This is a genomic window from Bradyrhizobium sp. YR681, assembly GCF_000282615.1.
GTDB lineage: Bacteria > Pseudomonadota > Alphaproteobacteria > Rhizobiales > Xanthobacteraceae > Bradyrhizobium.
In genome coordinates this window covers 1-16,658 of record NZ_AKIY01000032.1, presented here as the reverse complement: position 1 = coordinate 16,658, position 16,658 = coordinate 1, and the positions used below count along the sequence as shown (strand labels likewise).

At 65.1% G+C, this 16,658-nt stretch carries 21 protein-coding genes; 12 read left to right on the top strand and 9 right to left on the bottom strand.

The genetic code is table 11. The features are described from left to right. The 7 genes from PMI42_RS05160 to PMI42_RS05130 form a co-directional block, all read left to right on the top strand. The coding region (locus PMI42_RS05160; protein ID WP_008131202.1) for a Rossmann-fold NAD(P)-binding domain-containing protein at nucleotides 1-655 on the top strand (655 nt) is incomplete at its 5' end. A gap of 11 nt (nucleotides 656-666) precedes the next feature. Then, complete coding sequence (locus tag PMI42_RS05155; protein WP_008131201.1) at nucleotides 667-984, top strand: proton-translocating transhydrogenase family protein; 318 nt, start codon at nucleotides 667-669, stop codon at nucleotides 982-984. Nucleotides 985-1,023: 39 nt separating this feature from the next. After that, nucleotides 1,024-2,421: an NAD(P)(+) transhydrogenase (Re/Si-specific) subunit beta gene (locus tag PMI42_RS05150; RefSeq protein ID WP_008131200.1), complete on the top strand. Its 1,398-nt coding sequence runs from the start codon at nucleotides 1,024-1,026 to the stop codon at nucleotides 2,419-2,421. A gap of 21 nt (nucleotides 2,422-2,442) precedes the next feature. After that, the gene (locus PMI42_RS05145) at nucleotides 2,443-3,243 is read left to right on the top strand and encodes an alpha/beta hydrolase (protein ID WP_008131199.1); all 801 of its coding nucleotides are present in this window, start codon (nucleotides 2,443-2,445) and stop codon (nucleotides 3,241-3,243) included. A gap of 60 nt (nucleotides 3,244-3,303) precedes the next feature. Beyond that, on the top strand, nucleotides 3,304-4,401 hold the full coding sequence (locus PMI42_RS05140) for a calcium:cation antiporter (protein ID WP_008131197.1): 1,098 nt from the start codon (nucleotides 3,304-3,306) through the stop codon (nucleotides 4,399-4,401). 11 nt (nucleotides 4,402-4,412) lie between these two features. Further along, nucleotides 4,413-4,697: a cupin domain-containing protein gene (locus PMI42_RS05135; protein WP_008131195.1), complete on the top strand. Its 285-nt coding sequence runs from the start codon at nucleotides 4,413-4,415 to the stop codon at nucleotides 4,695-4,697. Nucleotides 4,698-4,791: 94 nt separating this feature from the next. Further along, on the top strand, nucleotides 4,792-5,721 hold the full coding sequence (locus PMI42_RS05130; protein ID WP_008131193.1) for a hypothetical protein: 930 nt from the start codon (nucleotides 4,792-4,794) through the stop codon (nucleotides 5,719-5,721). A 21-nt stretch (nucleotides 5,722-5,742) separates the two neighbouring features. On the opposite strand, the gene PMI42_RS05125 is transcribed toward PMI42_RS05130, so the two are convergent. Then, nucleotides 5,743-6,393: a tetratricopeptide repeat protein gene (locus PMI42_RS05125; RefSeq protein WP_008131191.1), complete on the bottom strand. Its 651-nt coding sequence runs from the start codon at nucleotides 6,391-6,393 to the stop codon at nucleotides 5,743-5,745. 237 nt (nucleotides 6,394-6,630) lie between these two features. After that, nucleotides 6,631-6,939 (bottom strand): 30S ribosomal protein S21, encoded by a 309-nt coding sequence (gene rpsU / locus PMI42_RS05120; protein WP_008131187.1) that lies wholly within the window; start codon nucleotides 6,937-6,939, stop codon nucleotides 6,631-6,633. Between the two features lie 260 nt (nucleotides 6,940-7,199). On the opposite strand from rpsU, the gene aqpZ reads away from it, so the two are divergent. Further along, nucleotides 7,200-7,922, top strand: coding sequence for an aquaporin Z (gene aqpZ / locus PMI42_RS05115; protein ID WP_008131185.1), 723 nt, complete (start codon nucleotides 7,200-7,202; stop codon nucleotides 7,920-7,922). A gap of 36 nt (nucleotides 7,923-7,958) precedes the next feature. Here aqpZ and PMI42_RS05110 read toward each other — a convergent pair whose 3' ends face one another. From PMI42_RS05110 to PMI42_RS40350, 3 genes are all read right to left on the bottom strand, one after another. Beyond that, nucleotides 7,959-9,065, bottom strand: coding sequence for a 5-(carboxyamino)imidazole ribonucleotide synthase (locus PMI42_RS05110; RefSeq protein WP_008131183.1), 1,107 nt, complete (start codon nucleotides 9,063-9,065; stop codon nucleotides 7,959-7,961). After that, a complete protein-coding gene (purE, locus tag PMI42_RS05105) occupies nucleotides 9,062-9,550 on the bottom strand; it encodes a 5-(carboxyamino)imidazole ribonucleotide mutase (protein WP_008131181.1) in 489 nt (162 codons plus the stop codon). The genes PMI42_RS05110 and purE overlap by 4 nt, the downstream gene beginning before the upstream one ends. A 92-nt stretch (nucleotides 9,551-9,642) precedes the next feature. Then, nucleotides 9,643-9,846, bottom strand: coding sequence for a hypothetical protein (locus tag PMI42_RS40350; protein WP_240535208.1), 204 nt, complete (start codon nucleotides 9,844-9,846; stop codon nucleotides 9,643-9,645). Between PMI42_RS40350 and PMI42_RS05100 the strand changes: the two genes are divergently transcribed. Further along, on the top strand, nucleotides 9,767-10,405 hold the full coding sequence (locus PMI42_RS05100; protein WP_240535207.1) for a GGDEF domain-containing protein: 639 nt from the start codon (nucleotides 9,767-9,769) through the stop codon (nucleotides 10,403-10,405). The genes PMI42_RS40350 and PMI42_RS05100 overlap by 80 nt on opposite strands. Before the next feature lie 107 nt (nucleotides 10,406-10,512). Here PMI42_RS05100 and PMI42_RS05095 read toward each other — a convergent pair whose 3' ends face one another. The 3 genes from PMI42_RS05095 to PMI42_RS05085 form a co-directional block, all read right to left on the bottom strand. Continuing rightward, nucleotides 10,513-10,764, bottom strand: coding sequence for a hypothetical protein (locus tag PMI42_RS05095; protein WP_008131177.1), 252 nt, complete (start codon nucleotides 10,762-10,764; stop codon nucleotides 10,513-10,515). A 21-nt stretch (nucleotides 10,765-10,785) separates the two neighbouring features. Next, a complete protein-coding gene (locus PMI42_RS05090) occupies nucleotides 10,786-11,004 on the bottom strand; it encodes a hypothetical protein (RefSeq protein ID WP_008131175.1) in 219 nt (72 codons plus the stop codon). Nucleotides 11,005-11,133: 129 nt separating this feature from the next. After that, nucleotides 11,134-11,340 carry a YdcH family protein gene (locus PMI42_RS05085; protein WP_008131174.1) on the bottom strand — a complete coding sequence of 69 codons (207 nt, stop codon included), beginning with the start codon at nucleotides 11,338-11,340 and terminating at the stop codon, nucleotides 11,134-11,136. 327 nt (nucleotides 11,341-11,667) lie between these two features. Between PMI42_RS05085 and PMI42_RS05080 the strand changes: the two genes are divergently transcribed. Beyond that, nucleotides 11,668-11,850, top strand: a complete 183-nt coding sequence (locus PMI42_RS05080; protein WP_008131172.1) for a YdcH family protein — start codon at nucleotides 11,668-11,670, stop codon at nucleotides 11,848-11,850. 112 nt (nucleotides 11,851-11,962) lie between these two features. Here the strand turns inward: PMI42_RS05080 and PMI42_RS05075 are convergent, their stop codons facing one another. Further along, nucleotides 11,963-13,066, bottom strand: a complete 1,104-nt coding sequence (locus tag PMI42_RS05075) for an NAD(P)/FAD-dependent oxidoreductase (protein ID WP_008131166.1) — start codon at nucleotides 13,064-13,066, stop codon at nucleotides 11,963-11,965. Between the two features lie 202 nt (nucleotides 13,067-13,268). Here PMI42_RS05075 and PMI42_RS05070 point away from each other — a divergent pair, with 202 nt between their 5' ends. Continuing rightward, nucleotides 13,269-15,956, top strand: a complete 2,688-nt coding sequence (locus tag PMI42_RS05070; protein WP_008131164.1) for a sensor domain-containing protein — start codon at nucleotides 13,269-13,271, stop codon at nucleotides 15,954-15,956. Between the two features lie 39 nt (nucleotides 15,957-15,995). Then, nucleotides 15,996-16,658: FAD-dependent oxidoreductase (locus tag PMI42_RS05065; protein WP_008131162.1), on the top strand; the 663-nt coding region annotated here is incomplete at its 3' end.

Genomic DNA, 16,658 nt, shown 5'->3' with positions numbered 1-16,658 from the left:
GGCAGGTACCGTACCCGCCGCAAAAGTGTTCGTGATGGGCGTCGGCGTCGCCGGCCTCCAGGCGATCGCGACCGCGCGCCGTCTCGGGGCCGTCGTCACCGCGACCGACGTTCGGCCTGCGACCAAGGAGCAGGTGGAATCGCTCGGTGCAAAGTTCCTCGCCGTCGAGGACGAGGAGTTCAAGAACGCGCAGACCGCCGGCGGCTACGCCAAGGAAATGTCGAAAGAGTACCAGGCCAAGCAGGCCGCGCTCACCGCCGAGCACATCAAGAAGCAGGACATCGTCATCACCACCGCGCTGATTCCGGGCCGGCCCGCGCCGAAGCTGGTCTCGGGCGATATGGTCAGGTCGATGAAGCCTGGTTCGGTGCTGGTCGATCTCGCCGTCGAGCGTGGCGGCAATGTCGAGGGCGCGAAGCCCGGCGAGGTCGTCGACCTCGATGGCATCAAGATCGTCGGCTACACCAACGTTGCCGGCCGTGTCGCGGCGTCGGCTTCCAGCCTCTACGCGCGCAACTTGTTCAATTTCATCGAGACCATGGTCGACAAGGGTACCAAGGCCCTCGCCGTGAACTGGGACGACGAGCTCGTCAAGGCCACCGCCCTGACCAGGGACGGCGCCGTGATCCACCCGAACTTCCAGCCGAAAGCGTAAGGAGAGCCGCCATGGAGCATGTTGCACAGGTCGTCGACCCCTTCGTCTTCCGGCTGTCGATTTTCGTCCTCGCCGTCTTCGTCGGCTATTTCGTGGTGTGGTCGGTGACGCCGGCGCTGCACACGCCGCTGATGAGCGTGACCAACGCGATCTCCTCGGTGATCGTGGTCGGCGCGCTGCTCGCGGTCGGCGTCGGCATGATCTCGAGCGGCTCGGGCTGGGCGCGGGGCTTCGGCTTCATCGCGCTCATCTTTGCCAGCGTGAACATCTTCGGCGGCTTCCTTGTCACCCAGCGCATGCTGGCGATGTACAAGAAGAAGTCGAAGTGAGCGGCCACCTCGGGCTGAAGGGACAGATGGGGACCTGAGATGAACGCCAATCTCTCTGCATTCTTGTATCTCGTGGCGGGGGTGCTGTTCATCCTGTCGCTGCGCGGGCTGTCGAGCCCGGCGACGTCGCGCCAGGGCAATCTGTTCGGCATGGTCGGCATGGGGATCGCGGTCGCCACCACGCTCGCCAGCCATCCGCCGGCGGACGGCGTGGCGTGGATCCTTGTCATCCTTGGCATCGCCATCGGCGGCGGCATCGGCGCGGTGATCGCCCGCCGCGTGCCGATGACCTCGATGCCGGAACTGGTGGCCGCCTTCCACTCGCTGGTCGGCATGGCCGCGGTGCTGGTCGCCGCCGGCGCGTTCTACGCGCCCGAAGCCTTCGACATCGGCACTCCCGGCAACATCCATCCGCAGAGCCTGGTCGAGATGTCGCTCGGCGTCGCCATCGGCGCGCTGACCTTCACCGGCTCGGTGATCGCGTTCCTGAAGCTGTCCGCGCGCATGAGCGGTGCGCCGATCATCCTGCCGTTCCGCCATGTCATCAATATCGTGCTGGCCGTTCTGCTCGTCGTCTTCATCGTCGGGCTGGTGATGTCGGGCAGCGCGCTCGACTTCTGGCTGATCGTCATCATCGCGCTGGCGCTTGGCGTGCTCATGATCATCCCGATCGGCGGCGCCGACATGCCGGTCGTGATCTCGATGCTGAACTCGTATTCCGGCTGGGCCGCAGCAGGCATCGGCTTCACGCTCGGCAATTCCGCGCTGATCATCACCGGCGCGCTGGTCGGCTCGTCGGGCGCGATCCTGTCCTACATCATGTGCCACGCGATGAACCGGTCCTTCATCTCGGTCATCCTCGGCGGCTTCGGCGGCGAGACCGCCGCGGCCGGCGGTGGCGGCGGCGAGCAGAAGCCCGCCAAGCTCGGCTCGGCCGACGACGCCGCCTTCATCATGAAGAACGCGCAGAAGGTCATCATCGTGCCCGGCTACGGCATGGCGGTGGCGCAGGCCCAGCACGCGCTGCGCGAGATGGGCGACATCCTGAAGAAGGAAGGCGTCGAGGTGAAGTACGCCATTCACCCGGTCGCGGGCCGCATGCCCGGCCACATGAACGTGCTGCTGGCAGAAGCCAACGTGCCCTATGACGAGGTGTTCGAGCTCGAGGACATCAACTCCGAATTCGCGCAGGCCGACATCGCCTTCGTGATCGGCGCCAACGACGTCACCAACCCGGCCGCCGAAGAGGACAAGACCTCGCCGATCTACGGCATGCCCGTGCTCCAGGTCTGGAAGGCCGGCACCGTGATGTTCATCAAGCGCTCGCTGGCGTCCGGCTATGCCGGCATCGACAATCCGCTGTTCTATCGCGACAACACCATGATGCTGCTGGGCGACGCCAAGAAGGTCACCGAGAACATCGTCAAGGCGATGTAGCGCCGGAGGGCCGGCGCAGCGATGACATTCCTGAAATGGATCGCCATCGTCGCTGCCGCCCTCTATCTCGCCGGTCTCGTCCTGCTCTATGTGAAGCAGCGGGACATGCTGTTTCCGATTCCGACGACCGAGCGCAAGGCGCCCGCCGCGGCGGGATTTCCGCAAGCCGAGGAACACATCCTCACCACGTCCGATGGCGAGAAGGTCATCGTCTGGCACGTGCCGGCCAGGCCCGGCCGGCCGGTGGTGCTGTTCTTTCCGGGCAACGGCGATTTTCTCGCCGGACGCGTCAGCCGCTTCGATGGCATCGTTGCCGATGGCACCGGTCTCGTCGCGCTGTCCTATCGCGGCTATGCCGGCTCGACCGGTGCGCCGAGCGAGCAGGGCCTGTTGCGGGACGCGGCTGCCGCCTACGCCTTCACGACGGAGCGCTATGACGCCGCGCGTATCGTGGCCTGGGGGTTCTCGCTGGGGACCGGTGTCGCGGTTGCGCTCGCATCCGGGCATCCGGTCGGCAGGTTGATTCTGGAGGCGCCCTACACGTCGACGGCCGAGGTCGCCGGCGCGCTGCTTCGCATCGTTCCGGTTCGGCTCCTGATGCGCGATCAGTTTCGCTCCGACGAGCGCATCGCAGGCGTCGCGGTGCCGTTGCTGATCATGCACGGCACCGACGATCCGGCGATCCCCATCGCCTTCGGCGAGCGATTGTTTGCGCTGGCCCGCGAGCCCAAGAAGCTGGTGCGGCTTTCCGGCGGAGGGCACGAAAATCTCGACGATTTTGGAGCTCTGGCGATCGCGCGGCAATTCGTCAATGGCGGCTGAGGGCTGACGCGCGCGATCTTCTCGCGCATAATCGACCTCCCAGTTGAAGGAATCGCCTGCATGAGCGCACACGGACCGATGCCGCGGTCGTCATGGATCTTCCCCGCTCTGGCGGTGCTGCTGTTCCTGATCGTCACCGCGACCGGCTACGGCTTCACGCTGACGGCCGGCGGCGGCCTGTTTGCGATCGTGCTGCTGGTGATCCTGTTCGGCACCGTGTTCGCGGCCGTTCATCACTCCGAGGTGATCGCCGAGCGGATCGGCGAGCCCTATGGCACGCTGCTGCTCACGCTGGCGGTCACCATCATCGAGGTTGCGCTGATCACCACGATCATGCTCGGCGACAAGCCGGCGCCGGAACTTGCACGCGACACCGTCTTCGCGGTCGTGATGATCGTCTGCAACGGCCTCGTCGGCCTCTGCGTCTTCATCGGCGGGCTGCGTTACCGCGAGCAGGGCTTTCAGGTCTCCGGGGCCAACGTCTATCTCAGCGTGCTGATCGCGATGGCAACCATCACGCTGATCATGCCCAATTACACGCTGACGGCACCGGGCCCGATCTACTCGACGCTCCAGCTCGGCTTCGTGGATCTCGCGACCATCGTGCTCTACGGCGTGTTCCTCTATACCCAGATGGTGCTCCACAAGGACTATTTCGTCCACGAGCGGGCGGACGGCGAGGGTGGGGAGGCGCATCTGTCGGGCAGGATGCTGGCGCTCAGCATCGCACTGCTGCTGATCTCGCTGCTGGCCGTGGTTCTCCTCGCCAAGAAATTCTCGCTGGTGGTCGATGCCGTCGCGGTCCGGATCGGAGCTCCGCCGGCGTTCGCGGGCCTGCTGGTCGCGCTCCTGATCCTGATGCCGGAGGGTGTCTCGGCGATCGCCGCGGCCCGCAAGAACGACCTTCAAAAGAGCATCAACCTGGCGCTCGGGTCCTCGCTGGCGACCATCGGGCTGACCATTCCCGCGGTCGGGCTCGCCACCTATGTGCTCGACCAGCCGCTGGTGCTGGGCCTCAATCCCCAGAATACGGCGCTGTTATTCCTGACATTCTTGCTGAGCATGCTGACCTTCGGCACGGGCAGGACCAATGTGCTGTTCGGGCTGGTCCATATGGTGGTATTTGCGGTCTACGTGTTCATGGTTTTCGTGCCCTAGGAGAATGTCCAATGCTTGCCGCCAAGTCCGAAGTCCAGATCGACAATGACGAGGTCCGGGTGACCGAATGGCGGCTTGCCCCGGGCAGCGCGACCGGGCCCCACACCCACGGAATGGACTATGTGATTGTTCCCGTCGTCGCCGGCGAAATGACCATCGTGGCACCCAATGGCGAGCGCTCCAAGGCGCAGCTGGCGGCCGGGAAATCCTACTTCCGCAAGACCGGCGTCCAACACGACGTACTTAACGAAACCTCAACCGAGATCGTGTTCCTTGAGATCGAGCTGAAGCCGTAACGTCCGGCGTTAGCTTTGCCATCGATCCGTCGCAGTTGATCCCTTACAATGCCCCAAAGTTCCCGCATCTGATCGCGCGGGGAGTGGCCGAGAAATGCTGAAATACCTCGCTAAAATCTCGATGGATATTTTCCCCTCGGTGCTCGCGACGATCATCGGGGCGTACATCGTTAACCACTACATCAACGCCAGGCCGGCGGCCGATACCCCTGCGGCCGTGGTGGCGCCTGCCGAGGCCGGCAAGGACGCCAAGCCTGCGGATACCGCCAACATTCCCGCGCACGGCGTCAAGGCCAAAGGCGTCTCCGAGAAGGGCGTGACGGAGAAGGCGGCGGTCGAAAAATCCGCCGACAAATCCGACACCAAGGCGGCGGACAGCAAGGCTCAGGATACCAAGGCTCAGGATACCAAGGCCGCGGATCTGGCTCCCGCTGATGCCGCTTCGCACGGCCGCCCGGCGGCGCGTGAGAAGGCGGCCGCGAAGTCGGCCCCGGCAGCCGCGGCTCCAGTGGTGGAGGCCAATTCGGCGCCGGCCGCTGCATCCCCGGCCGCGACCCCCGATGCCAACGATCTGGCGCGGGCCGCCATCGAGCGTCTGCGCAAGTCGCCTGAGGGCAAAGCTGCCGAAGCCAAATCTGCCGAAACCAAGCCGGTCGAGCGGACCCCTGAGCCTGCGGTGCGCGAAGCCGTCCGCACCCCGGAGGCCCCGCGTGTCGTCGCGACGGAGCCGTCCACGGTCCGTCCGCTGCCGCCGCCGATCACGGTGTCGACACCCTCCCCCGAGGCCTATGGCAATGGCGGCTCGTCGCCGTCCTATACGGCCTCGGTCGGCAATGACGATCCGAACCGGATCACGCCGCCGGCTGACATCCCCGTGCCGGTGATTGCGCCGCCGCTCGATCTGCGTGCCGATGCCGGCGGAGCCATGCCGAGGCCGAAAAAGACCAATGTCGCCGACGAGATGCTGTCGGGCATGAAGTCGATGTTCCACTCTGTCCTGCCGAAGAACTCCACCCCCGATTAAGGCGGTTTCTCTTCCGAATCGTCAGCCGCCGACGCGGGCGAGGCCGCTGCGGGCGGCATCGTCGCGTGGACGCAACGAAACCGCCTTGTTGTAGGACGCTGCCGCCTTGGCCTTGTCGCCCAGCCGCTCATAGACCTGTCCCCGCGCGGTCCAGACCTGGGCGTTGTGCGGATCGGCCTCCGAGGCCTCATCGAGATCGGCCGCCGCTTCCTTGACCTTGCCGACGGCGAGATAGCTGCTGGCGCGGCCGAGCAGCGGCTCGACCTTTTGCGGATTGAGCCCGTTTGCGGCACTGAAATCGGCGATGGCGAGATCATGCTGGCTGTTGCCCTGATAGATCTGCGCGCGGCCATAGAGGGCCTGTGCATTGTAAGGATCGAGCTCGACCGCCTGGTTGAACTCGGCCAGCGCTGCCGCCGTCTCGCCTGACCTGGCGAGGGCTTGGGCCTTTACGGTGTGAGCCTGGGCCGCGTTGACATTGCCGGCGCTGACGGCGCTCTCCGTGGCGGCGGCCGCCTTGGGTGCCTCCTGCGGCTTGTCCTTCTCCGGCATCAAGGATCCCAGATCGAAGGAGCAGCCGCACAATGCGATCCCCATCAAGGCCAGCGCGAACGGCTGCTGCCAGATCTGGCGGAGCCGCGCCAAGCTGCGCTCGGGGAAAGGGGAGGCCATCTACGGTTCGCTCGCGCTAGAGCACGATCCGGAAAAGTGTGCAGCGGTTTTCCGAAAAGATCATGTTCGAACAACAACCTAAAGCGCGATGACAAACAATTCCAATCTCATCGCGCTTGAGTGCCGCATCGGCAGTGCCCCGTCCCAGAGAGGCGCCGCTACAAAATAATAACGCGGGCCGGGGGCCCGCGTCATCGAAAACTCAGCCTTGAAATTCAGTCTTGCAAGTTCGGCAAATCAGCGCGGTCCGCGCGGACCTGCACCTGCACCTGCGCCCGGGCCACCACGGCCGCCACGCTCGCCGCCGGGGCCAGCGCCGAACACCGGCTTCGGCTTCATCGGCAGCAGGCCTTCGCGCTGCAGCTTCTTGCGGGCCAGCTTGCGCGCGCGGCGCACGGCTTCGGCCTTTTCGCGGGCCTTCTTCTCGGAGGGCTTTTCGTAGTGACCGCGGAGCTTCATCTCGCGGAAAATGCCCTCGCGCTGCATCTTCTTCTTCAGCGCCTTGAGAGCTTGGTCGACATTGTTATCGCGAACGAGAACCTGCACGCGGCATCCTCTTCAGTGGACAGGATTTGAATTCTGGTAAGACAAAGGGGATGGCAAAACGCGCAAGCCCTTAACCTTGAGGGCGCCGATGTATCAGACAAAACCCGGGATGTCCACCGGCCAAGCGGGCTTTCGGGCCAAGTTCAGCCATTAAATGAGGCGAAAAGACCCCTGTGCGGCCCCGATTTGGGAGATTTGGCGTCTTTGGCGGGGCTGCGGCCGGAGCTTTGTTCCGGAAATTTGAAATCAGGGGACGATACATGGATATGAAGAAATATGCCGCCGAGGCCATCGGCACCTTCTGGCTCACATTCGCAGGTTGTGGCAGCGCGGTGATCGCGGCCGGCTTCCCGCAGGTCGGGATCGGTCTGGTCGGCGTGTCCCTGGCTTTCGGCTTGAGCGTCGTCACCATGGCTTACGCGATCGGCCACATCTCGGGCTGTCATCTCAATCCGGCTGTCACCGTCGGCCTTGCTGCCGGCGGGCGCTTTCCGGCCGGCCAGATCCTGCCCTACGTGATTGCGCAGGTCTGCGGCGCGATCGTCGCTGCCGAACTGCTTTACATCATCGCCAGCGGCGCCCCCGGCTTCGACGTCACCAAGGGCTTTGCCTCGAACGGGTACGACGCGCATTCGCCGGGGCAGTACAGCATGGTCGTCTGCTTCGTCACCGAGGTGGTGATGACCATGATGTTCCTGTTCGTCATCATGGGCGCCACCCACGGCCGTGCGCCGGCGGGCTTCGCGCCGCTCGCGATCGGGCTTGCGCTGGTGATGATCCATCTCGTCAGCATTCCCGTGACCAACACGTCGGTGAATCCCGCGCGCAGCACGGGCCCCGCGTTGTTCGTCGGCGGCTGGGCGCTGTCGCAGCTCTGGCTGTTCTGGGTGGCGCCGCTGATCGGTGGGGCGCTGGGCGGAGTGATCTATCGCTGGCTCAGCGAGGAGCCGAGCGGTGTGGTCGCAGGCGCGAAGACGGCCTGATCGAAAGGCGGGATCGCAGCAGACGCTGCGGTCCCGCTACTCGCCTTTCGGCGGCCTGACTTCAGTGACGTGGCCCATCTTGCGGCCGGGGCGCGGGGCGCCCTTGCCGTAGATGTGGATGGTCGCGCCCGGAACGGTCAGCCACTTCTCGTAATCGTTGATCTCGTCGCCGATCAGATTGGTCATGGTGACGATCTCGCCATGGCGCACCGGCTTGCCGAGCGGCCAGCCGGCGATGGCGCGGATGTGCTGCTCGAACTGCGAGACCGAGGCGCCGTCCAGCGTCCAGTGCCCGGAATTGTGCACGCGCGGGGCGATCTCGTTGACCAGCACCTTTGCTCCCGTGCCGTTGGCGAGCACGAACATCTCGACGGCGAGCACGCCGACATAGTCGAGTGCGCTTGCGATCTTGCCCGCGATGCTGCGCGCCTCTTCGGCGAGCGCGTCCGGGATCGGCGCGGGCGCGCGCGATATTTTCAGGATGTGGTCGCGGTGCTCGTTCTCGGTGACGTCGAAGCACTCGACCTGGCCCGATGCCGAGCGCGCCGCGATCACGGAGATCTCGCGCTCGTACGGGATGAAGGCTTCAAGGATCGCCGATTTGGTGGCGAGGCTGGTCCACACCTTGGCGATGTCATCGCCCTCGCGGATGATGGCCTGGCCCTTGCCGTCGTAACCGAAGCGGCGGGTTTTCAGCACCGCGGGGAGGCCGATCTTGGCGATCGCCTCGCGCAGCGAGGAGACCGAGGTGACGTCGGCGTAAGCGGCCGTGCCGATGCCGAGCCGCGTGACGAAATCCTTCTCGGCGAGCCGGTCCTGGGTGGTCTCGAGGATCCTGCGGTTGGGCAGCACCGGGCGGCGCGCATCCAGCACCATCGCGGCTGCCGACGGCACGTTCTCGAATTCGTAGGTGATGACATCGACGTCGTTGGCGAACATCTCGAGCGCCTCGACGTCGGCATATTCGGCGCAGGTCGCGTTCAGCACGACGTCGAAGGCCGGCGAGTCCGGATCGGGCGAGAACACCTGGCAGCGCAGGCCGAGCCGCGCGGCAGCCATGGCCAGCATCCGCCCCAATTGTCCACCGCCGAGGATTCCGATGGTGTCGCCGGGCTTCAGCTTCACCTGCTTTGCGTCAGTCACGCCTTGTCCTCCGGGCGCTCCGCAACCGCCTCGGTCTGCGCCTTGCGCCAGGCGGCGAGGCGATCGGACAAGGCGGGGTCGGACAAGGCCAGTACGGCGGCCGCGAGCAGGGCTGCGTTGATGGCGCCGGCCTTGCCGATGGCGAGGGTGCCGACCGGGATGCCTGCGGGCATCTGCACGATCGAATAGAGCGAATCGATGCCCTTGAGCGTCCTGGATTCGACGGGAACGCCGAAGACCGGGAGCTCCGTCAGCGCCGCCGCCATGCCCGGCAGGTGCGCAGCACCGCCGGCGCCGGCGATGATGACCTTGTAACCGGCTGCCTTGGCGCCCCTGGCGAAGGTAAACAGCCGGTCAGGGGTGCGATGTGCCGAAACGATGCGGGTGTCGGCGGCGACGCCGAGTGCTGCAAGCGTGTCGGCAGCGTGCCGCATCGTCTCCCAGTCCGACTGGCTTCCCATGATAATGGCGATCGGCGCGGTCATGACGTCAATTGTGCTCGGAAAACAGGAGGATAGGCCAGATTATCGGTTCCGGCCGGCGGCTCGCAAGGCGGTGGCAAGGAGAAGGGAATGCACTATCCTGTCTTGGTGAATCCCCGCAAGCCTTCATTGAGCAGGATGCCCATGAAGAAACCAAAAAGGGCAAGCGCTGCGAAGGCCAAAAAGGGCCGGAAGACCAGCGCCGGCCGATCCAGACCGATCTCCAAGCGTCCCGCCAGCCGCCCGGCCGCGCCTCCACGGCGTCGAGCGTCGACCGGCGACGACACCAGGGCGACCATCCGCAGCCTGCGGAGCAAGCTCAAGGCGGCGGAGCGGCGCGTGGCGGAACTCGAGGCGGCCGCCGACACCGACTTCCTGCTCGAGATTCCGAACCGGCGCGGTTTCGAGCGCGAGCTCACGCGCGCGATCGCCTACATGAAACGCTACCGCGCCAGCGGCGCGCTGATCGTGCTCGACGTCGATCGTCTCAAGCCGATCAACGATTCCTTCGGCCATGCCGCCGGCGACGAGGTGCTCAAGGCGATCGTGGGCGCGCTGACGCGGCAGGTCCGCGCCTCGGACGTCGTCGGCCGGCTCGGTGGCGACGAGTTCGCGCTGCTGCTGTGGAATCTCAGCGAGACCGATGCCAAGGCGAAGGCGGCAATCTTCGAGCAGGCGGTCGACGAATTGTCCTTCGTGTTTCGCGGCCAGCAGGTGACTGCGGGCGCCTCTGCCGGCGTCGCGCTGCTGGGCGCGCAGTCCGATGCAGGCCGTGCGCTGGAAGAGGCGGATGCCGCCATGTATGTGCGCAAGGCGCGCCGGCGGCACGAGCCGCGGATCAGGCTGGTGAGCAGCTGAGCATGATCCGGGCCCGACGGGCGGCGCCAGCGCAAAGTATGCAGCGGACTTCCTCGCGACAACGCGAAACGCGTTTGCGCGGAGATCATGCTCAAACAATAAATCCCCTATAGCGTGGCCAGATCTTCCGGCACGTTGCCGAATTTGCGCAGCAGCGTGGCGTCGCCGAATTCGCCGGTCATGGGATCGCCGCTGCGGCTGAACGCGACCGCGCCGATATGGCCGGTGCCACGCGCCAAGGCCTCGGCGCGTCGTAGCGCGGCCGTCGAGCTCTGGCATTCTTCCGCGGCGCCCGCGACGGGTGATCCGTCGGCATCGATCAGGAAGGGCATTGCAACGTAGTAGGTCACGTCCGACATGGTTGCGCTCCAGTGTTGAGCTCAGGCGGCGCTGCTCTTGCTCCGCATCTTGCTGCGTGAGGTCTCGGGAATGCAGCCGGCGGAAATCGCCGCCTGCAATTCCGCCAATTCGGCTTCCAGATATTCATTGGCCATGATCAGCGCCTTGATGGTGCTGCGCAGATTGCCGTCGCACATCGCGATCGCCTGATCGCAGGCCTGTTCATAATGGCTATTGTCGAGAAGGGCGTTTGCCGGCATCTGCGTTGTCCTTTGTGGTCGTCTTTGGGCGTTTCCTGGGGGCGCTGGGTACCCAAATGTTCCTATTTTGTTCTTTTCGAGTCAAGCGGATTCATCGGCGGCAAACCGCGCCGAAAGGTGCCTCGCGGATCAGGCGATGATGTCGGGCGTGATCTGGTCTTCGATGAACGCGATGCGGTCGCGCAACAACAGCTTGCGCTTCTTCAGCCGCTGCAACCGCAACAGGTCGGGGGCGGGCGATTGATGCAGTGCATCGATCGCCGCATCGAGATCTCGGTGTTCCTGCTGCAACCGGGTGAGCTCGGATTCGAGTTCACGCTCGTCTTCATTGGTCATGTCTGCGGTGGCCGAAAACCGATAGGCGTGAGATTAAGGCTGTGGATGCCCTGTGGAAATTATCGTCCTTGCGCGGCGTGATCGCAAGCGATCTGCGACCTTCGCCCGCCGATCTCCCGCAACATATTTCTGCGGTCGCTGCGACGCTGCGCAAGCGCATTGATATCATGGATTTTTCCTGCGTGGTTCCATTACTCACGCTTCGTTACATATGAATTTTCAAAAATGACGCTGCGACGACGGATACCCATCGACAGAACGAATCGGTGATGTACACTTCCTCGTCCGGATCGAATCCAAGGTTCACCCCTACCGAGGAGGTTTCGAATGACAATTCAGGCACATCTGGTTGAATTGGAACGGAAGCACAAAACTCTCGAAAACGAATTGCACGAAGCTCTCGTGCACCTTTCAACAGACGACCTGCAAATTGTTGAGTTGAAGCGCCGGAAGTTGATGGTCAAGGACCAGATCGAGCGTCTGAAGCACACCGGCGACACGCTTCACTAGTAACCCCCGTATCAGCGTAGAGTTTGATCGCATCCTTTCAGGCAGGGATGAGTGCTATTGCGCTCATCCCTGCGGGAAGGTGCGAAACCGCGCAAAGATCTTTGCGCGGTGGTTAGTCGTTTGCGAGCTCGGCGACGTGATCGGCGATCGCGAGCGAGGACGTCAGTCCCGGCGATTCGATGCCGAACAGGTTGATCAAACCTGCGACGCCGTGATCGCGCGGACCCTGCATCATGAAGTCCTGCGTGGCCACCGCCGGCGGCACGATCTTCGGTCGGATGCCCGAATAGCTCGGCATCAACGCACCATCAGGCAACGTCGGCCAGTATTTGCGGATCGCCGGATAGAAGCGCTCGGCGCGTGACGGGTCGACCTCGTAGTCGATCGTCTCGATCCATTCGACGTCGGGGCCGAAACGCGCCTGCCCTGCCATGTCCAGCGTCAGATGCACCCCCAGCCCGCCGGGTTCGGGCACCGGATAGATCAGGTGCGAGAACGGCGCCCTGGCGTTGCAGCTGAAGTAGTTTCCCTTGGCGAGATAGGCCGGCGGAATCCGGTCCAGCGGCATGCCGTCGATGTTGCGCGCCACCGTCGTCGCAGAGAGGCCCGCGGCGTTGACGAGGAGGCTGCATTGCAGCGTCATCGGCGCCTCGCCGCCGGCCTCGACCTCGATCGCGCCGGCCGCCGCCTTGGCACGGATCAGCGGGGTGTGAAACGCGAAGGCCGCGCCGGAGTCCTCGGCTTCGCCCCGCAGCGAGAGCATGTAGGCGTGGCTGTCGATGATGCCGGTCGAGGGCGAGAGCAGCGCAGCGTCGCAGGCCAGCGCCGGCTCCAGCGCGCGCGCGGCCTCGCCCGTGAGCAGCTGCATGTCGAGCACGCCGTTGGCCTCGGCATGCGCCTTGATCGATTGCAGCTTCTCGGTCTCTTTCGGACTGGTCGCGACGATCAGCTTGCCGCAGTTTTTATGAGGGATGCCCCGCTCGGCGCAGTAACGGTAGAGCGCGTGCTTGCCGTCGACGCACATGCGCGCCATCCAGCTCCCGGCGCGGTAGTAGATGCCGGCATGGATCACCTCGCTGTTGCGTGAGGAGGTGATGGTGCCGATGGCCTCGGCTGCCTCGAGCACGATCACCTCGCGCCCGGCCTGCGCGAGCTTTCGGGCCACCGCGAGCCCGACCACGCCGGCTCCGATGACGATGCAATCGACCCTATCCATGATTGTACAGGCTGTCCGCTGGAAGCGCCGGTGGCACTGGGGCTGAGAACGAGGGCGCGGGGCCGTTTTCCGTTAAGGAAGCGTTTATCATGTCAGGGCAATTGCCGTATTTGACGTCACATTTTTCTGTTGCGCGTACAGGCGTTTACCCGATCCAAACCGGCGAGGCCAGACAATCCGACGTTGAAATCGCGGGTGGCTGATGGCTGAAAAGAACTGGCACGCGGGCAGCATGCTTCCGATTGCTGTGCAGGCCGCCGTGTGCCTGGCCGGCGCGGTCGCGCCTGCGCGTGCCTTTGCGCTGTCGGACAGCCTGGAGGCGCCGAGCTATCTCGGCAGGCTCGATCCGAACCTGATTTGGGAAGCGCTGATCGCGGGCATCGTCGTCTGCGCGTTCCTGGCGGCGGTCGCGTTGTGGGTCCATTCCGCGCTGCGCCGGACCAGGCGGCTGCAATTGCGGCGCAACGCCTTCGTCTCCTCCGCCATGAACAATCTCAACCAGGGCGTGGTGATGACCGATGCGCAGCGGCGCATCATCTTCTGCAACGACCGCTATCTCGAGATCTATGGCCTGTCACGGTCGGATCTGTGGGCCGACATGGACGGCTACGACATCCTCGAGCTCAGGCGCAAGCGCGGGGTCCTCGGCGGTGTCTCCGACGACGAGTTCTACCAGAAGGCGGCAAGCCCCAACGGCCTGATCACCGAACTGCCTGACGGCCGGGCCATCCTGGTCAAATATTTCGTGCTGCCGAACGGCGGCTCGGTGGCGACGCATCTCGACGTCAGCGAGGAGCGCCGGCTGTCGCGGCAGCTCGCCTCCACCAAGCAGTTCCTGGAAACCGTGCTGGACAACGTGCCGGCCTGCGTCGCCGCCAAGAACATCGAGGACGGCTGCTACATCTTCGCCAACAGCGCCTATGAGCGGTTCTGGGGATTCTCCCGGGACCAGGTCGTCGGCAAGAACGCGCGCCAGCTGTTTGCGCCGGTCTCGGCGGCCAGCATCGAGGCAACCGACCGGGCCGCGCTCAATTCGCCGGACGGCCAGTTTCGCAACGAGTTCGAGGTCGACCGCAGCGGCACCCGGCGCATGGTGGCTTCGATCCGGATCGTGGTCCGCAACGAGAACAACAAGCCCGAATTCCTGCTGATCGTGTTCGAGGACATCACCGACCGCCGCTCGCTGTCGCAGGAGCTGGAGAGCACGAAGAAGTTCCTGGAGCTCGTCGTCGACAACATCCCGGTGGCGCTGATCGTCGAGCAGGTCAAGGACGGCCGTTATCTGCTCGCCAACCGCAGCGCGGAGACGATCCTCAACCGAAGGCGCGAGGAAGCCACCGGCCTGACCGCGTCCGACATCTTCAATCCCAAGGAAGCCAAGCTGATCATCGCGCGCGACGAGGCCGCGATCAAGAAGCGCGGGATGATCACCGAGGAGCATCCGATCTCCACCAAGGGTGGCCTGCGGCTGTTCCTGACCCGCCGCGCCACCGTGCTGAACGATGCCGGCGAGCCGCAATATCTGATCAAGACCCATGAAGACGTCACCGACCGGCGGCAGACCGAGTCGCGCATGGCGCACATGGCCTATCACGACGGCCTGACCGATCTGCCGAACCGCGCCGCCTTCCTTCAGGCGCTGACCCAGATGATCGAGGCCTGCGAAGGCACCGGCGAGGAGTTCGCCGTCCTCTGCGTCGACCTCGACGGGCTCAAGGAGGTCAACGACGTCTTCGGTCATGCGCTCGGCGACAAGCTCCTGGTCGAGGTCGCCCAGCGCCTCCAGGACTCCGCGCGCGGCGGCGTGGTGGCGCGCCTGTCCGGCGACGAGTTCGGCCTGATCATCGACGGCAAGCAGCCGGAGGCGGGTCTTGCACTGGCGCAGCAGATCGGCGACGCGGTCGCGCGGGAATTCCAGATCGACGGCCGTCCGGTTCGGGCCGGCGTCACCACCGGCATGTCGGTCTTCCCGCACAACGGCGCCGATGCGGCCTCGCTGCTCGCCAATGCCGGTGCGGCGCTGTTCCGCGCCAAGCAGAAATCGCGCGGCACGATCAGCCTCTACCAGCCGGAAATGGACCAGCAGATCCGCGATCGCCGCGTGCTGCATCAGGACCTGTCGATGGCGATCAAGAACGGCGAGCTCTCGCTGGCCTTCCAGCCGCAGGGGGCCGCCGGCCACAGCGTCGCCGAGAGCGAGATCATCGGCTTCGAGGCCCTGGCGCGCTGGCAGCACCCGGTGCGCGGCCAGGTTTCGCCGGCCGAATTCATCCCGATCGCCGAGGAGAGCGGCCTGATCGTCGAGATGGGCGAGTGGATTTTGCGGCAGGCCTGCCGCGAGGCGGCGTCCTGGCCAAAACCGCTCCAGGTCGCGGTCAATCTGTCGCCGGCCCAGTTCATGCACGGCGACGTGGTTGGCCTCGTCCATTCGATCCTGATCGAGACGGGGCTCGCGCCGGGCCGGCTCGAGCTGGAAATCACCGAAGGCGTGCTGATCGAGGACTTTGATCGCGGCCTGGCGCTGCTGCGCCGCCTGAAAGCTCTCGGGGTGCGCATCTCCATGGACGATTTCGGCAGCGGCTATTCCTCGCTGAGCTATCTCCAGGCGTTCCCGTTCGACAAGATCAAGATCGACCGCGCCTTCATCATCAATCTCGGCCGTAACCCGCAATCGGCGGCGATCGTGCGCGCCGTGATCGATCTCGGCCACGGCCTCGAAATGTCGATCGTCGCCGAGGGTGTCGAGACGATCGAGCAGCTCACCTTCCTCGCCAAGGAGGGCTGTGACGGCGTGCAGGGCTATCTGCTCGGCAAGCCGCTGCCGATCGGCAAATATGCCGACCTCGTCGGACGCACCGAGACCATGGAGCTTGCGCTCAAGACCGGCTAGGGATGAAGGCGTATCGTTTCGCTCCCTCTCGACGGTTTCATGGCGGATTACGATCTTGCGATCATCGGCGGCGGCCTGAACGGTGTCAGCCTCGCGCGCGATGCGGCCGGTCGCGGCCTGCGCGTCATCCTGTTCGAGCAGGGCGATCTCGGCGGTGCGGCCTCGTCGGCGACGCCGCGACTGATCCATGGCGATCTGTCGGTGCTGGAGCGCCGCGGCTTTTGGCGGGTGCGCCGGGCGCTTGCCGAGCGGCGGATCTGGCTCGCCATCGCGCCGCATCTGGTGCGGCCGATGCGCTTCGTGATCCCCGCCCATTCCGAGGAGCGTCCGCCCTGGCTGCTCCGTGCCGGACTGTATGTCTATGACGGCCTGACGAACCGCGGCGGCCTGCCGCCATCAGTGACCCTCGACATCACGCATCATCCGGTCGGCAACGCGCTGAAGCGCCCGTTCGGCATGGCCTTCGAATATTCGGACTGCGTCGTCGATGATTCCCGCCTGGTGGTGCTCACGGCGCTGGAGGCGACCGAACGCGGCGCTGCGATCAGGACCGGGGCGCGTTGCGTCCGCGCCGACAGGACCGACACCTGGCGGCTCGCGGTGGTCGATCGCGGCCACCGCCGCGCGATCACGGCGCGGGCGCTCGCCAACGCCACCGGCGGCTGGACGCCGATGGTCGCGGACACGGTGCTGCGGCAGCCG

Bases quoted from the DNA above. Each gene is read 5' to 3' on its own strand.
- PMI42_RS05130 (WP_008131193.1), top strand. From the start codon at position 4,792: ATGCTGAAATACCTCGCTAAAATCTCGATGGATATTTTCCCCTCGGTG.
- aqpZ (WP_008131185.1), top strand. From the start codon at position 7,200: ATGGATATGAAGAAATATGCCGCCGAGGCCATCGGCACCTTCTGGCTC.
- PMI42_RS40350 (WP_240535208.1), bottom strand. From the start codon at position 9,846: ATGGTCGCCCTGGTGTCGTCGCCGGTCGACGCTCGACGCCGTGGAGGC.
- PMI42_RS05070 (WP_008131164.1), top strand. From the start codon at position 13,269: ATGGCTGAAAAGAACTGGCACGCGGGCAGCATGCTTCCGATTGCTGTG.
- PMI42_RS05140 (WP_008131197.1), top strand. From the start codon at position 3,304: ATGAGCGCACACGGACCGATGCCGCGGTCGTCATGGATCTTCCCCGCT.
- PMI42_RS05150 (WP_008131200.1), top strand. From the start codon at position 1,024: ATGAACGCCAATCTCTCTGCATTCTTGTATCTCGTGGCGGGGGTGCTG.
- PMI42_RS05090 (WP_008131175.1), bottom strand. From the start codon at position 11,004: ATGCCGGCAAACGCCCTTCTCGACAATAGCCATTATGAACAGGCCTGC.
- PMI42_RS05125 (WP_008131191.1), bottom strand. From the start codon at position 6,393: ATGGCCTCCCCTTTCCCCGAGCGCAGCTTGGCGCGGCTCCGCCAGATC.
- PMI42_RS05080 (WP_008131172.1), top strand. From the start codon at position 11,668: ATGACAATTCAGGCACATCTGGTTGAATTGGAACGGAAGCACAAAACT.
- purE (WP_008131181.1), bottom strand. From the start codon at position 9,550: ATGACCGCGCCGATCGCCATTATCATGGGAAGCCAGTCGGACTGGGAG.
- PMI42_RS05145 (WP_008131199.1), top strand. From the start codon at position 2,443: ATGACATTCCTGAAATGGATCGCCATCGTCGCTGCCGCCCTCTATCTC.
- PMI42_RS05135 (WP_008131195.1), top strand. From the start codon at position 4,413: ATGCTTGCCGCCAAGTCCGAAGTCCAGATCGACAATGACGAGGTCCGG.
- PMI42_RS05095 (WP_008131177.1), bottom strand. From the start codon at position 10,764: ATGTCGGACGTGACCTACTACGTTGCAATGCCCTTCCTGATCGATGCC.
- PMI42_RS05085 (WP_008131174.1), bottom strand. From the start codon at position 11,340: ATGACCAATGAAGACGAGCGTGAACTCGAATCCGAGCTCACCCGGTTG.
- PMI42_RS05155 (WP_008131201.1), top strand. From the start codon at position 667: ATGGAGCATGTTGCACAGGTCGTCGACCCCTTCGTCTTCCGGCTGTCG.
- PMI42_RS05075 (WP_008131166.1), bottom strand. From the start codon at position 13,066: ATGGATAGGGTCGATTGCATCGTCATCGGAGCCGGCGTGGTCGGGCTC.